This window comes from Leucobacter sp. HNU (genome assembly GCF_047946755.1).
In the GTDB taxonomy this organism is placed as follows: Bacteria; Actinomycetota; Actinomycetes; order Actinomycetales; family Microbacteriaceae; genus Leucobacter.
On record NZ_CP178837.1, the window covers coordinates 906,256 to 920,668 of the forward strand.

The window sequence follows — 14,413 nt, forward strand, 5'->3', positions numbered from 1 at the left end:
CCTGCCGCTGAAGGTCATCGCCGAGGTGCTCGACGAGGTCGACCAGGGCCGTGACCCGGTCATCCCGGGTGCCGCCCCCGGAGCGCGTCGAGCATCCTCATGCCGCGACGCCTGCTCGGGCGCGAAGAACTGCAGCAGCTCACCGGTGCGAGTTCGCGATTCCTCGGGGAAGCGATCGCGGCCGGTCTGCTGCCGGCCGCGGAGGTGTTCCCGCACGAGGCGGTGGCCGAGCTGACCGCGCTCCTGCGTCTCGCCGAGCAGGGGATCACCCCTCGTCACCTGCGCGCCGTGCGCGTCGCGGCGGAGCGGGAAGCCGAGCTCATCGAGCACGCGGTCTCGAGTCGGGGCGTGCGCGGCGGAAGTCCGCATTCCACCGAGGACGCGCTGGCCATCGCGGCGGAGCTCGAGACGGTGCGCAGCGGCGTGCTGAAGCGCCGGCTCACCGGCCGCTGAGTCGACTTCTTCGCCCGCGCGGCGCGGACGTCCGCACGATTCCGCGGATCCTGCGACGACGCGCACGACTCGCCCCCCGAAGGTCGTTGCACCGGGGTCGAGTGCTCGATACCTTTGAAAGGTCCGGACAGGCCGGAGCAGACGACAGGGGACCAGCATATGGAGCAACTCAGCCAGGCGCCGGGCGACTCCGCGGAACTCAATATGCTGTTCGCCGACGGGCTTCCGAAGCCCGACGCCGACGGCGGCTACAAGGGAGCCATCGCGGCTCGTGCCGCCGGCATCACCTACCGTCAGCTCGACTACTGGGCGCGCACGGGGCTCGTCGAGCCGACCGTGCGCGGTGCCAAGGGTTCCGGTTCGCAGCGCCTCTACGGCTTCCGCGACATCCTCGTGCTCAAGCTCGTCAAGCGTCTGCTCGACACGGGCATCTCGCTGCAGCAGATCCGCACGGCGGTCGAGCAGCTGCACGAGGCGGGTGTGCACGACCTGGCGCAGACCACGCTCATGAGCGATGGCGCGAGCGTCTACCTCTGCACTTCGAACGACGAGGTGATCGATCTCGTCAGCCGTGGCCAGGGCGTGTTCGGTATCGCCGTCGGCAAGGTCCTGCGCGAGGTCGAGGTCACGCTGGTCGACATGGACGAGCACCGCGCAGAGGCGGAATCGGCCGTCGACGAACTCGCAGTGCGGCGCCGCGCCCGCAAGATCTCCTAAGCGACCCCAGCGCTTCCTGCGTCGCTGCTCGCCGACGTCGTTCGGCCCCGCGTATGTTAGGCGAGGGTTCGTGCGAGCGATACTTTTCGCTCGCCTGGCGGGTGTGGCGGGAGCGGGCGGAGCGCTAGCGACGCACGCGGATGGATCGCCGCGCGGGCCCAATCGGGCAACCGCGCAGGCGCGAACCCGACGCGTCAGTTCGCCGCGGGATCCGAGACGACGTCCGAGTCGTCGCCCTCGTTCTCGACGACCGCGGTGGCCTGCTGCGTCTGACGCGCCAGGGGAGCGCTCGCTGCGCCCTCGAGCTTGGCGGAACGGAGCACCCGGTCGAGGATCTGGTCGAAGTAGCCGGCCATCTCCTGCGCGGCTTCGCCCGGCCACATGTGCACGGGCTTCGCCGCACCCTGGGCCTGCTGCAGCGAGGTTCGCTCGGGGAGCTGCGGGCTCAGGACGAGCGGGCCGAACATCTCGCGCAGCTCGCGTGTGCGGAACTGGTGTTCCATCGACTGCGGGCGGGTGCGGTTGATCACGATGCCGAGTGGCTGCAGTCGCGGGCTGATGCCGCGGCGGATCTCCTCGATGGCGCGGAGCGCGCGGTCGGCTGCGGCCACGGCGAAGAGGCCGGGCTCGGTGACGACGAGCACGCGGTCGCTCGCGGCCCACGCGGTGCGGGTGAGCGCGTTCAGCGAGGGCGCGCAGTCGATGAGGACGAGGTCGTAGTCGGCCTCGACGCTCGCGAGCGCCTCCTCGAGCTTCCAGATGTCGCGGACCGACGGGTGGGGCCCGTCGAAGTTGATGGCCGACGGGCTGCCGATGAGCAGATCGATGGCGCCCTCGTGGTGCTGGTTCCAGCCGCTCGCCGCGATCGCGGAGCGCACCGTCTTCTCTTTCGGGTTCTCGAGGACGTCGGCGATGTTGCCGTGGCCCTCGGGGTTGACGTCCATGCCGGTGGACACGTCGGACTGCGGGTCGAGGTCGACCACGAGGGTCCGGAGCCCGCGGGAGAACGCCGCCGAGGCCAGGCCGAGGGTGACGGTCGTCTTGCCGACGCCGCCCTTGAGGGAACTCACACTCAGAACATGCACGGCATCCAGCTTAGGGGAAGAAGCCTGAACGGAACATCTCCCAGCGCGGTTCGCGGGGATCGCCCAGCGCGGTCCCGCAGCGCCGTTAGACTCGATTCCCATGGCTGTACGTGAGATTCGAAAGTTCGGGGATCCGGTGCTGCGCACCGTCTGCGAGCCCATCACCGAGATCGACGAGGGCGTGCGCGCGCTCGTGACGGATCTCTGCGACACCGTCGCGTTCGACGGCCGGGCAGGGCTCGCCTCGACGCAGATCGGCCACACGCTGCGCGCCTTCAGCCTGCATATCGACGGCGAGATCAGCTACGTCCTGAACCCCGAGATCGTCGAGCTCGACGGCGAGCCGGTGCCGACCGGCGAGGGCTGCCTGTCGGTTCCGGAACTCTGGTTCCCGGTGATGCGCTATCCGCGCGCCACCGTGCGCGGCATCGATCTCGACGGCGAGGAGGTCCTGATCTCGGGCGAGGGGCTCATGGCGCAGGCGCTGCAGCACGAGTGCGATCATCTCGACGGCAAGCTCTACCTGAATCGTCTCGACCGCGAGAACCGCGGCGAGGCGATGCGGCAGATCCGAACCTCGGACTGGTTCTGATCGATCCCGCGTCGGCGGCGGCCGCGCGGTGAACGCCGAGGGCCCCGATCCTGATGGATCGGGGCCCTCGGCGTTGCGGGTGGTGCCCGCGAGGAGCGGTCGTGGTCAGCGCGGGGTCGAGATCGCCGCGGTCTGCGGGTTGTCGCCGTAGAGCGCCGCGATCTCGGAGGCGTAGTCGCGCAGGATGTTGTCGCGCTTGATGCTGAGCTTCGGAGTCAGGTGCCCGTTCGCTTCGGTGAACTCGACGGGCAGGATCACGAATTTGCGGATGGACTCGGCTCGCGACACGAACTCGTTCCCGTGGTCGATGGCGCGCTGCACCTCGGCGAGGACCTTCGGATTCACCGCAGCCTCCTCGAGCGTGAGGTTCGGGTTCTCCCCGTTGTTCTTGAGCCAGGTGCCGAGCATCTCGGTGTCGAGGGTGACGAGCGCCGCGATGAACGGCTTCTGCTCGCCCACGACGACGACCTGGCCGACCACGGGGTTGGAACGGATCGGATCCTCGAGCACTGCGGGGGCGACGTTCTTGCCGCCGGCGGTGACGATGATCTCCTTCTTGCGGCCGGTGATCGCGAGGTAGCCGTCGTCGTCGATGGAGCCGAGGTCGCCGGTCTTGAAGAAGCCGTCCTCCGTGAACGCGGCGGCCGTGGCCGTCGGGTTGTTCCAGTACTCCTTGAAGATGTCGATGCCCTTGATCTCGATCTCGCCGTCCTCGGCGATGCGGATCGTGTGGCCCGGCAGCGCCGGACCGACGGTGCCGATCTTGAACTTCTCGGGGAGGTTGACGGTCGCCGGCGCCGTCGTCTCGGTGAGGCCGTAGCCTTCGAGGATCTTGATGCCGAGCGAGTGGTAGAAGTGGCCGAGGTAGCGGCTGAGCGGTGCCGATCCCGAGACGGCGTAGCGCACGCGGCCGCCGAGCGCGGCCCGCAGCTTCGAGTAGACGAGCTTGTCGAAGAGGCGGAAGCGGAGCTCGAGCATCAGCGGGACGCGACCCGCCTCCTGGGCTTCGGAGTAGGCGACCGCGACGCGCGCGGCGGCGCGGAAGATCTTGCCCTTGCCCTCGCCCTCGGCCTTCTGCTCGGAGGAGTTGTAGACCTTCTCGAACACGCGCGGCACGGCGAGCAGGAACGAGGGCTTGAAGGTGTTCAGCGCGGGCAGCAGCTGGGAGGTGTCGGCCTGGTGGCCGACGCGGACGCCCGCGTGGACGGCGAGGGTCGAGATGAACCGGGCGAAGACGTGCGCGAGGGTGATGAAGAGCAGCGTCGAAGCGCCCTCCTCCTGCACGACCTGCGAGAGCGCGGCTCCGGCATTGCGCGAGAGATCGACGAAGTTGGCGTGGGTGAGCACGCAGCCCTTGGGGCGCCCCGTGGAACCCGAGGTGTAGATGAGGGTCGCCGCATCGGAGCCGACCGCGATCGAACGGCGGCGTTCGATCTCCTCGTCGGGGATCTCGCCGCCCGCGGCGCGGAGCGCGTCGAGCGCGCCCTCGTCGAGACGCCAGGCGAGATCGAGGTTCGAGAGGTCCCCGCGGACCTCTTCGAGCCGCTCCGCGTGGTCCCGGGTCTCGGTGATGATGCCGCGGGCCCCCGAGTCCTCGAGGATCCAATGCATCTGCAGCGGCGAGGAGGTCTCGTAGACCGGGACCATGATCGCGCCCGTGTAGAAGAGCGCGAAGTCCACCAGCGTCCACTCGTAGCTGGTCTTGCACATGAAGCCGATGCGGTCGCCGGGCTGCACGCCGCCGGCGACGAGGCCCTTCGCGACCCGGATCACCTCGTCGCGGAACTGCGCGGCGGTGATGTCGCGCCATCCCGACCCCTCGGGGACCGCGAAGAGCGGCCGTTCGGGAGTCGCAGCGACCCGCTGCTCCAGAAGATCGGTGACGTTGTCTTCGGGGACGTGCGGGATGACGATCGGCGTCTCGGTCTGATTCACGGCAGCTCCTTCGGCACCAGGGCGAGGTCTCTGGGCGGCTTCTTCGCCGCCGGTTTCTGCCTGCCACCCTATTGCATGCGACCACGCGACCCCGGCTCCAGTATCCTGTTTCGAGTCGAAGGGACGTCTCCGCCGTGTTCTATTGGATTCTCAAGCACCTGGTCATCGGGCCGTTGCTGAAGACGATCTACCGACCCTGGGTCGAGGGCGCCGAGAACATCCCCTCGTCGGGGCCCGTCATCATCGTCGGCAACCACCTCTCGGTGATCGATTCGTTCATCATGCCGATCATGGTCGACCGGCGCGTCTACTTCCTCGCGAAGAGCGACTACTTCACCGGGACCGGCCTCAAGGGCTGGTTCGTGCGCAGCTTCATGCTGTCCGTCGGCCAGCTCCCGATCGACCGTTCGGGCGGCAAGGCCTCGGAGGCCTCGCTGAACACCGGGCTCGGCGTGCTCGACCGCGGCGACGTGCTCGGCATCTACCCCGAGGGCACCCGCAGTCCGGACGCGAGGCTCTACCGGGGCCGCACCGGCGTCGCACGCCTCGTGCTCGAGTCCGGCGCCGTCGTCGTCCCGGCGATCATGGTCGATACCGAGAAGGCGATGCCGATCGGTGCGAAGTTGCCGCGCATCCGCCGCATCGGCACCGTCATCGGCAAGCCGCTCGACTTCAGCCGCTTCGCGGGAATGAGCGCGGACCGCTTCGTGTTGCGCAGTGTGACGGACGAGATCATGCTCGAGATCCAGAAGCTCAGCGGCCAGGAATACGTCGACGTCTACGCGTCGAGCGTCCGCGCCGCCCAGCGCCCCTGAGGCCCCGGGGACCGAACCCGGCGGACCCCGTCGGGTTCGCTCGTGATCCCGCCCGTCGAGTACCCTGGAAAAGTTGCGGCGAACGGCCGCATCGTGCGGGTTCGCCCCGCAGATTTCGAGAAACGGCGGAGACCAATGGGCGGTCAGACTGAGACGGCAGTGAAGCGGGACGTGTTGGCGGAGCTCGACGCGTATCGCACGCGCGAGGCGAAGCAGCAGCCGACCTGGCCCGACGCCGCTGCGGTCGAGGCGGCCGCGGCGAACCTCGCCTCCCAGCCTCCGCTGGTCTTCGCGGGCGAGGCCGACCAGCTGAAGCAGCGGCTCGCCGCCGCCGCGCGGGGGAAGCCTTCCTGCTGCAGGGCGGCGACTGCGCCGAGACCTTCGAAGCCGCCACCGCCGACAAGATCCGCGACCGGGTGAAGACGCTGCTGCAGATGGCGGTCGTGCTGACCTACGGCGCATCCATGCCGGTGATCAAGCTGGGCCGCATGGCCGGGCAGTTCGCCAAGCCCCGCTCGAGCGACACCGAGACCCGCGACGGCGTGACCCTCCCGGCGTTCCGCGGCGACCTCGTGAACGGCTACGACTTCACCCCCGAGTCGCGGGCGGCCGACCCGTCGAGGCTCGTGCAGGGCTACCACGTCTCGGCTTCGACGCTGAACCTGATCCGCGCCTTCACGCAGGGCGGCTTCGCCGACCTGCGCCAGGTCCACGCCTGGAACCAGGGCTTCGTGTCGAACCCGGCGAACCGCCGCTACGAATCGCTGGCGGCCGAGATCGACCGGGCGCTCAAGTTCATGGAGGCCTGCGGGGTCGAGAGCGCCGCACTGACCCAGACCGAGTTCTACGTGAGCCACGAGGCGCTGCTGCTCGACTACGAGCGCCCGCTGACCCGCATCGACTCGCGCACGGGCGAGCTCTACGACACCTCGGGGCACATGCTCTGGATCGGCGAGCGCACCCGCGAGCTCGACGGCGCGCACGTCGAGTTCCTGTCGCACGTGCGCAACCCGATCGGGGTCAAGCTCGGCCCGACCGCCTCGGTGGACGACGCCATGCGTCTCATCGACAAGCTCGATCCCGAGCGCGAGCCCGGCCGCCTCACCTTCATCACGCGCATGGGCGCCGGCAAGATCCGCGAGGCGCTCCCGCCGTTGCTCGAGGGCGTCAAGGCCGCGGGCGCTCAGCCGCTGTGGGTCACCGACCCGATGCACGGGAACGGCATCACCACGGCCACCGGGTACAAGACCCGCCGCTTCGACGACGTCATGGACGAGCTCCGGGGCTTCTTCGAGGCGCACCGCGCCGTCGGAACGGTTCCGGGCGGAATCCACGTCGAGCTCACGGGCGACGACGTGACCGAGTGCCTCGGCGGGTCCGAGAACATCGACGAGGCGACGCTGGCGACGCGCTACGAGTCGCTCTGCGATCCCCGCCTGAACCACATGCAGTCGCTCGAGCTCGCCTTCCTCGTGGCGGAGGAGCTCAAGCAGATCGCGCACTGAGCCGCGCAGCTCCGGCGACGCGAACGGCCCGGATCCCGCAGGGGATCCGGGCCGTTCGCGTTTCGGAGATCCTGCGCCGTCGGGCCGGAGGACGCCGGAACGGGCGGGGCGGGCGCCTCCGCCCCGGAGGCCTCAGAGTTCGAAGTTGAGGGTGATCTTGGTGCCCTTCGGCACCATCTGGCCGGCGGCGGGATCGGTGCTCTCGACCTTCACCGCATTCCAGAGCAGTTCCGGCACCGCCGTCTGCGGGTCGAAGCCGGCATCCTTGAGGGTCTGCACGCCCTTGCGCATCTTCTGTCCCGAGACGTCGGGAACCTCGTACAGCTGGGGACCCTTGGAGACGGTGAGCCCGACGGAATCGCCGGGGCGCACCGGGTCCGTCGCATAGATCACGCCGATGACCTTGCCCTTGGCGATGTCGTCGCTGAACTCCTCGACGTTCTTCCCCGGGTCGACCGTCAGCTCCTTGTCCGCCAGCGCGGAGGTCGCGGCGTCGACGGTGCTGCCGGTCACGTCGGGAACCGCGCCCACCGAGACGACGAGGTCGACCTTCGCCTGCTCGGGGTACTGCTCGCCGAGGCCGTTGCCGTCGGATCCGAGGGCGGCGATCACCGTGCCGTCCTTCGCGTCCGAGCTGAACTGGCGGCCGGTCACCTTGCCGAAGGTGAAGCCGGCCTTCTTGATCGCCGCCTCCGCCTGGTCCTGCGGGAGGCCGACGAGCGTCGGCACGGGAAGGATCCGCGGGCCGGTGGACTCGCAGAGCTCGACCGAGGTCTTGCGATCCACCCGGGTGCCGGCCCCGGGCTTGGTACCGACCGCCTTTCCCTTGGGGATCTCGACGCTCGAGCATTCGGTGCGTGTCGCGGTGAGCGTGAGACCGTCGAGCTCGGCCTTCGCCTCGGCGAAGGGCAGGCCGGCGACATCGGGGATCGTGACCTGGGAACCGGGGCCCTGCCCGAACCACCAGCCGGCACCGGCCGACGCGGCGACGGCGAGCGTCACGGCGAGCGCGATGATCCCGCCGCGGCGCTTGCGCCGGCGAGCCGTCGCTGCGGCGATGGCGGCCGCGCCGGCTTCCGCTGGCTCGGGGGTCTCGGCCGGAGGCTCCGGCGTCCCGTCGGTGGGCGCGTCGGCCACCGGATCGAGGACGGTGGTCGACGGCAGCACCGACGTCGCATCGAGGCCGAGATCGCTCGGCAGCACGCGGGTCGCATGGAGCGGCGAGCCGGAACGGATCCGCTGCAGCTCGGTCAGCGCTTCCGAAGCGTCGGCGGGGCGGTTCGCGGGATCCCGCTGCGTCAGCCAGCGCACGAGCGCATCGAGCTCCGGGCTCGACTCGGAGGAGATCGTCGATGGGACGGGGACCTCGCCGTGCGCGTGCTGATACGCGATCTGCACCGGTTGTTCGCCCGTGAACGGCTGCGTGCCGGTGAGCATTTCGAAGAGCATGATCCCGAACGCGTAGAGATCGCTGCGAGCGTCGGCGACACCGCGGGTGACGAGCTCGGGGGAGAGGTACGCGATCGTGCCGAGCAGCGCCTGGCCCGTGGTGGTGTTCGCACTGACCGCCCGTGCCAGTCCGAAGTCGCCGATCTTGATCCGGCCGTCGTCGGCGAGCAGCACGTTCTCGGGTTTGAGGTCGCGGTGGACGATGCCGGCGCGGTGCGCGGCCGCGAGGCCCGCCAGCACCGCCTCGCCGATCTCCAGGGTCTGCTCGGAGGTCAGTCGCTGCTGCTGCTTGAGCAGTTCGCGGAGCGTGATGCCCGGCAGGTACTCCATGACCAGGTAGGGGTGCCCGGCGTCGTTGCCCTGGTCGAACACGTTGACGACGTTGGGGTGCGCGAGGCGGGCCGCGCTGCGCGCCTCCTGCTCGAATCGGCGGGTGAAGTTCTCGTCGTCGGCGAGGTGCGCGTGCATCACCTTCACGGCGACCCGTCGCTCGAGCCGCAGGTCGTTCGCGACATAGACCATCGCCATACCGCCGCGCGCGATGCGCGAGCGGATCACGTAGCGCTCGTCGAGGGTTCGTCCCACGAGCGGATCGGAGGGGGCAGAGGTCACCCGCAAATTCTACGGACCCGAGGGTTCCCCATCCTGGATCCTCACCGGCGTTGCCCGGAACCGCGCCGAGGATCGGGCGCCGGGGCCGCCCCTCCGCGCGGAGTTCCGGGCGCGTCCGCCGTCCTGCGGCGAGCACCCGATCGGAACCGCCCGGCTGGAACCGCCTGCGGCTTCGTGGCAGAGTTGACCCGTGGCCGAGAACTTCCTCACTGGTATCCAGACCCTCACCGTCCCCGAACTGACCGAGCGACTCGGTCTCGCTCCCAGCAAGGTTCGGCGCCTCATCGAGGATCACCACCTCGCGGCGGTGCGCATCGACGGCGTGCTCCGCGTCCCCGCGGCGTTCCTGCAGGGCGGCGAGCCGCTGAGCTCGCTGCGCGGCACCCTGCTGGTGCTGCGCGACGCCGGCTACTCCGAGGAGGAGTCGGTCGAGTGGCTGTTCACCGAGAACGACGAGGTCGGCGGGATCCCCATCGAGGCGCTGCAGAACGGGCGCAAGAGCGCGGTTCGTCGGGCCACGCAGTCGCTGGCGTTCTGACGGGACGCCGACGGCCCGGGGCGGAGGCGCCCGGGCCGACGCGGCTCAGAACGCGCGTCGGCCTGAACGGTCTGCGAGCGAACCCAGCCGCGCCTTGGCGTCGGCGTTGATCGGCGCGGCGGCGAGCGACTGCGTCGCCCGATCCAGGTTGCGCGTGATCATCTCCTCGACCCGGTCGAGCGCTCCGCTGTCTCGGATCGTCCGCTGCAGCATCTCCACCTGCTCGTCGTCCAGCTCGGGATCGCCGAACATGTCGTCGAACACCCGGCGCTGCGTTCCCGGAAGCGCTTCGCGCGCGAGCGTCACGAGCACGGTGCGCTTGCCCTCGGCGAGATCGTCGCCCGCGGGCTTGCCGGTGACCTCCGCATCGCCGAACACGCCGAGAACGTCGTCGCGCAGCTGGAAGGCGACCCCGACGGGCAGGCCGAATCGCGCGAGGGACTGCTCCTGCTCCTCGTCGGCGCCGAACAGCGCCGCCCCGATCAGGAGGGGGCCTCGACGCTGTACTTCGCCGACTTGTAGACGAGCACGCGGGTGGAGCGCTCGAGCTGCTCGGCCTCGGGGGCGGCGGTAGAGCGCTGCTCCTCGAGCACGTCGAGGTACTGGCCCACGGCGACCTCGCTGCGCATGCGGTTGAAGTGCTCGCGCGCGGCCCGGGCCGCTGCGCGATCCTCGGTCGCGTCGCAGGCGCGCTGCATCAGCTCATCGGACCAGGACTGCAGCAGATCGCCGAGCAGGATCGCGCCGGCGAGGCCGAAGTGCTCGGCGTCTCCGCGGTACCGGGCGGCCTCGTGGAGGCCGGCGAAGTGACGGTGCGCCGAGGGGCGTCCGCGACGCGTGTCCGAACGGTCGATGACGTCGTCGTGGATCAGGGCCGCGGCGTGGAAGAGCTCCAACGCACAGGCGGCGTCCAGGATCCGATCCGCGTCGGGGGTGAGCACGGGGCTCGCCGCGCCCGGGACGACGTCGCCGGTCGGCGACTCGCCGGCGTCGTCGAAGTCGACGTGACCGACCGACCGTGCGCCGAGCACGCAGAACTGGGCGCGCAGCCGCTTGCCGCCGGCCAGGTAGTCGGCGGCTTCGTCGAGCAGCGGGATCGCGTCGGGGCCGAGGGCCTCGAGCTGCTGACGGTGGTCGGCGAGCACATCGCCGATCCGCTCCTGTACGAGGCCTGCAAGTCGGATGGTTTCGTGCACGCAGCTAGCCTAGCCGTCCGCGTGCGGCGTAGAATCGAGGGAAGAATTCCGGATCGATCGAGGAGGCGGACGTGGCACTGTCCGAGCATGAGCAGCGGCTGCTCGACGAGATGGAGCGGCGGCTGTACCAGAGCGAAGCCGACGTGATGTCGACTTCCACGGGTGAGCGGCGTCGGGTCGACCTGCGGTCGGTGGTGCTCGGCATCATCGTCGTGCTCGTCGGCGTCGGTGTGCTCATCGGGAGCGTGGCCGCGCAGCAGCTGTGGCTGGGGCTCATCGGGTTCGTCGTGATGCTGGGCGGCGCGGTCCTCGCGCTCACCCGACGCGCTCCCGCCGAGCCCGGCGAGGTGCACGAGCCGGTCGCGGCCGGTGGTCGCGCGCACTCCGGCGGGCGCCGGTCCAACATGAGCGAGCGTCTCGAGCGCCGCTGGGACGAGCGCATGGAGGGCGAGCGGTAGCTCGCGACGCGCAGCGTCGGCCCATCGGAGCGCAGCGAGGGGTGGAGCGGTAGCTCGCGACGCGGAGCGTCGGCCCATCGGAGCGCAGCGAGGGGTGGAGCGGTAGCTCGAGACGCGCAGCGTCGGCCCATCGGAGCGCAGCGAGGGGTGGAGCGGTAGCTCGCGACGCGCAGCGTCGGCCCACGGGGTAGGTCGGCGCAGATAGAGAAGACCGCGGTCGGGTGATCGCGGTCTTTTGCTGTGCCCGGGCGGCGCGCCCGCGTCGGGGATCCGGCCGGCATCGGAGTCGTGCGGCCCGCTCCGGCCGCCGGTTCGCTCCGCGGAGATCTGCGAGTTCTCGGATCAGTTCCGTCCGGCGGGTCCGAATCGGTGCATTTCTCCGACGCGGGGAAGGTGCGGCCGACTCCGCGTCCGGGGTGCGGGCGTCGCGTTCCGGCGGAGATTCGCCTGCAGAAGGAGCGCTGCGTCGGATTCGTCCCGCTGAGGGCGGATCTCCTTCCGAAGTGGGACGGCACTGTGCGCCCCCACGCCCTCCACTTCGCTCCACACCACCCGCTCCACTTCGCTCCACTCCGGCATCAGCGTGCGACTGAAGCGACACGGGATCGGCATGTTTTCGCGGATCTGGAGCGCGCAGGTGGGGGAGTCGCGCGTCCGATGCCGACAGGTCGCTGGCGCCGGTCGGGCGGATCGCGGCGTGGCGTTTTCGGGCCGGGAGCGTGGCGATCCCCGAGATCTCGCCGAACTTTGCACAGAAACCTGGGGAACTCGGGAATAAAACTGAGGGAAGTGGAGGAAAGTGGAGTACTGTGGGAGCACCCGGACCCCGCAGGGAGGAGGTGACCCCCATGTTCCTCGGTACTTTCACACCGAAGTTGGACGACAAGGGCCGCCTCATCCTGCCCGCGAAGTTCCGCACGGAGCTCGCGGACGGTCTGGTGATCACCCGTGGTCAGGAGCACTGCCTCTACGTGTTCAGCGAGCAGGAGTTCGCCGACATGCACGATCGGATCCGCCAGGCTCCGATCACTTCGAAGCAGGGCCGCGACTACCTGCGCGTCTTCCTCTCGGGAGCGCACGCGGAGACGCCCGACAAGCAGAACCGCGTGACGATCCCGCAGGCGTTGCGCGAGTACGCCGGTCTCGACCGCGATCTCGCCGTGATCGGTGCGGGCAGCCGCGCCGAGATCTGGGACGCCGAGGCCTGGCAGCGCTACCTGGCCGAACAGGAGTCCGCCTTCTCGCAGATCGAGGAGGAGGTGATCCCGGGCATGTTCTGACCCGGTACCCGCGGCTCTTCGTCTACCGCCCTGTCGCACTTCCCCGGCGACAGGTGGGCTGACGGAGAACCGGGGGTCCCGGACCGGCCCGAGCACCATGAACGCAGCCGACTTCCGCGCGAACCACGACCCGTCCGACGACACCGAAGCCACCCGTGAGGCCACCGCAATGAACGACACCGCACGCGACGCGTCCGCAGATCCCCGGGATCCCGGCGCGCTGCACACCCCGGTGCTGCTCGACCGCTGCCTCGAACTGCTGGCGCCGGCCATCGACCGCCCCGGTGCGGTGGTCGTCGACGCCACCCTCGGCATGGGCGGGCACAGCGAAGCGATGCTCGATGCGCGCCCGGAGCTGACGCTGATCGGCCTCGACCGCGACACCGAGGCGCTCGCGCTCGCCGGTCGGCGGCTGGAGCGCTTCGGGGATCGCGCGATCCTGGTGCACGCCGTCTACGACGAGATCGCGGAGGCGGTGCGCGGTGCGGGCTTCGACCGCATCGACGGGGTCCTGTTCGACCTCGGTGTCTCCTCGCTGCAGCTCGACGACGCCGATCGCGGCTTCGCCTACGCGCAGGACGCGCCGCTCGACATGCGCATGGACCAGGAGCGCGGCGTCACCGCGTTCGAGATCCTCGCGACCGCGTCCGAAGGGCGCCTGCGGGCGATCTTCGAGCGCTACGGCGAGGAGCCGCTCGCGGCGCGCTACGCCCGCGCGATCGTCGCGGCCCGCGCGAACGGGCCGATCATGCGCAGCGGCGAGCTCGTCGACGTGCTCCAGGAGGCGACGCCCGCGGCGGTCCGCAACCAGCGGCACCCTGCGAAGCGCGTCTTCCAGGCCCTGCGCATCGAGGTGAACGGCGAGCTCTCGGTGCTCGAGCGCGCGATCCCCGCAGCGCTCGACCTGCTCGCCGTCGGCGGCCGCGCCGTGATCATGTCCTACCAGTCCCTCGAGGACCGCCTGGTGAAGCGCGAGCTCGTGCGTCGCAGCCGGTCCACCGCACCTGCCGGCCTGCCGGTCGAGCTGCCCGAGCATCGTCCCGAGTTCCGCCTGCTGACCCGCGGCGCGGAACTCGCGGACACCGAAGAACGCGAGCGCAACCCGCGCGCCATCCCCGTGCGCCTCCGCGCGGCCGAACGAGCCAGGGAGATCTCATGAACTCGACGGTCCCCCTCGACCGCGACGAGCTGCTGAGCGGCTTCGCCGCGCCCGCACCCGCGACCCCGGCTCCGGTGCGGCCGCTGCGCCCCGCGGAGGCACCGCGCCCCGCGACTCGGCGCAAGCCGCGCGTCATGGCCGGTGCGCTCACCGCGGTCGGCGTGATCCTGGCGATCATGGCGGCGCAGCTCGGCCTCAGCATCCTGGTGTCCCAGGGGGCGTACGAGGTGCGCGCCCTCCAGGGCGAGGAGCGGGATCTGAGCCGCGTGCAGAGCGTGCTGAAGCAGAATCTCGAGAAGCTGTCCTCCCCGCAGAACCTCGCCGAGAACGCCACGGCGCTCGGCATGGTGCAGAACTCCCAGCCGGCCACCCTGCGTCTCAGCAGCGGTGCCGTGCTCGGTTCGCTCGAGACGCGCACCAGCGAGCCGCTGAAGAACACGGTGCCCAACGCGACGCTCGAGTCGATGCCGGTGGTCGACGCCAAGGGCCTGCTGGTCTCGCGCAATGCCGCCCAGCCCGGAGCGGCCTCAGGGAACTTCGCCACCACGCCGGTAGCGTGGAAGGGCAAGCTGCCCGCGCCGGATACCCACTAGTCGTCTCGCGGGCGAACGAGGAGGGT

Annotated in this window: 12 protein-coding genes and 2 pseudogenes; 10 read left to right on the plus strand and 4 right to left on the minus strand. The window is 70.2% G+C overall.

Translation table 11 applies throughout. The features are described 5' to 3' along the window. Nucleotides 1-99 precede the first annotated feature (99 nt). The gene (locus tag AB3K78_RS04380) at nt 100-453 is read left to right on the plus strand and encodes a hypothetical protein (protein WP_416447396.1); all 354 of its coding nucleotides are present in this window, start codon (nt 100-102) and stop codon (nt 451-453) included. Between the two features lie 159 nt (nt 454-612). Continuing rightward, nucleotides 613-1,170 carry a MerR family transcriptional regulator gene (locus AB3K78_RS04385; RefSeq protein ID WP_046455377.1) on the plus strand — a complete coding sequence of 186 codons (558 nt, stop codon included), beginning with the start codon at nt 613-615 and terminating at the stop codon, nt 1,168-1,170. Between the two features lie 194 nt (nt 1,171-1,364). Here the strand turns inward: AB3K78_RS04385 and AB3K78_RS04390 are convergent, their stop codons facing one another. After that, a complete protein-coding gene (locus AB3K78_RS04390; RefSeq protein WP_416446491.1) occupies nt 1,365-2,255 on the minus strand; it encodes a ParA family protein in 891 nt (296 codons plus the stop codon). Between the two features lie 100 nt (nt 2,256-2,355). Here AB3K78_RS04390 and def point away from each other — a divergent pair, with 100 nt between their 5' ends. After that, on the plus strand, nt 2,356-2,847 hold the full coding sequence (gene def / locus AB3K78_RS04395) for a peptide deformylase (RefSeq protein WP_416446493.1): 492 nt from the start codon (nt 2,356-2,358) through the stop codon (nt 2,845-2,847). A gap of 105 nt (nt 2,848-2,952) precedes the next feature. On the opposite strand, the gene AB3K78_RS04400 is transcribed toward def, so the two are convergent. Continuing rightward, a complete protein-coding gene (locus tag AB3K78_RS04400) occupies nt 2,953-4,782 on the minus strand; it encodes an AMP-dependent synthetase/ligase (RefSeq protein ID WP_416446495.1) in 1,830 nt (609 codons plus the stop codon). A 134-nt stretch (nt 4,783-4,916) separates the two neighbouring features. Between AB3K78_RS04400 and AB3K78_RS04405 the strand changes: the two genes are divergently transcribed. Next, the gene (locus tag AB3K78_RS04405) at nt 4,917-5,597 is read left to right on the plus strand and encodes a lysophospholipid acyltransferase family protein (RefSeq protein ID WP_416446497.1); all 681 of its coding nucleotides are present in this window, start codon (nt 4,917-4,919) and stop codon (nt 5,595-5,597) included. A 135-nt stretch (nt 5,598-5,732) separates the two neighbouring features. After that, a pseudogene (locus AB3K78_RS04410) lies at nt 5,733-7,102 on the plus strand (class II 3-deoxy-7-phosphoheptulonate synthase). Between the two features lie 132 nt (nt 7,103-7,234). Here AB3K78_RS04410 and pknB read toward each other — a convergent pair. After that, nucleotides 7,235-9,163, minus strand: a complete 1,929-nt coding sequence (gene pknB, locus AB3K78_RS04415; protein ID WP_416446499.1) for a Stk1 family PASTA domain-containing Ser/Thr kinase — start codon at nt 9,161-9,163, stop codon at nt 7,235-7,237. A 190-nt stretch (nt 9,164-9,353) separates the two neighbouring features. Here pknB and AB3K78_RS04420 point away from each other — a divergent pair, with 190 nt between their 5' ends. Then, nucleotides 9,354-9,701, plus strand: coding sequence for an Rv2175c family DNA-binding protein (locus AB3K78_RS04420; protein WP_416446501.1), 348 nt, complete (start codon nt 9,354-9,356; stop codon nt 9,699-9,701). Nucleotides 9,702-9,746: 45 nt separating this feature from the next. Here AB3K78_RS04420 and AB3K78_RS04425 read toward each other — a convergent pair. Continuing rightward, nucleotides 9,747-10,897 (minus strand): annotated as a pseudogene (locus AB3K78_RS04425) (polyprenyl synthetase family protein). Between the two features lie 71 nt (nt 10,898-10,968). On the opposite strand from AB3K78_RS04425, the gene AB3K78_RS04430 reads away from it, so the two are divergent. From AB3K78_RS04430 to AB3K78_RS04445, 4 genes are all read left to right on the plus strand, one after another. Beyond that, a complete protein-coding gene (locus tag AB3K78_RS04430; protein WP_416446503.1) occupies nt 10,969-11,355 on the plus strand; it encodes a DUF3040 domain-containing protein in 387 nt (128 codons plus the stop codon). Between the two features lie 848 nt (nt 11,356-12,203). Continuing rightward, entirely contained in the window at nt 12,204-12,635 is a 432-nt protein-coding gene (gene mraZ / locus AB3K78_RS04435) for a division/cell wall cluster transcriptional repressor MraZ (RefSeq protein WP_046455368.1), read from the plus strand. 169 nt (nt 12,636-12,804) lie between these two features. Then, nucleotides 12,805-13,794, plus strand: a complete 990-nt coding sequence (gene rsmH / locus AB3K78_RS04440) for a 16S rRNA (cytosine(1402)-N(4))-methyltransferase RsmH (protein ID WP_416447302.1) — start codon at nt 12,805-12,807, stop codon at nt 13,792-13,794. After that, entirely contained in the window at nt 13,791-14,387 is a 597-nt protein-coding gene (locus AB3K78_RS04445) for a hypothetical protein (RefSeq protein ID WP_416446506.1), read from the plus strand. Before rsmH ends, AB3K78_RS04445 begins: the two co-directional genes overlap by 4 nt. The last annotated feature ends 26 nt before the right edge of the window (nt 14,388-14,413 follow it).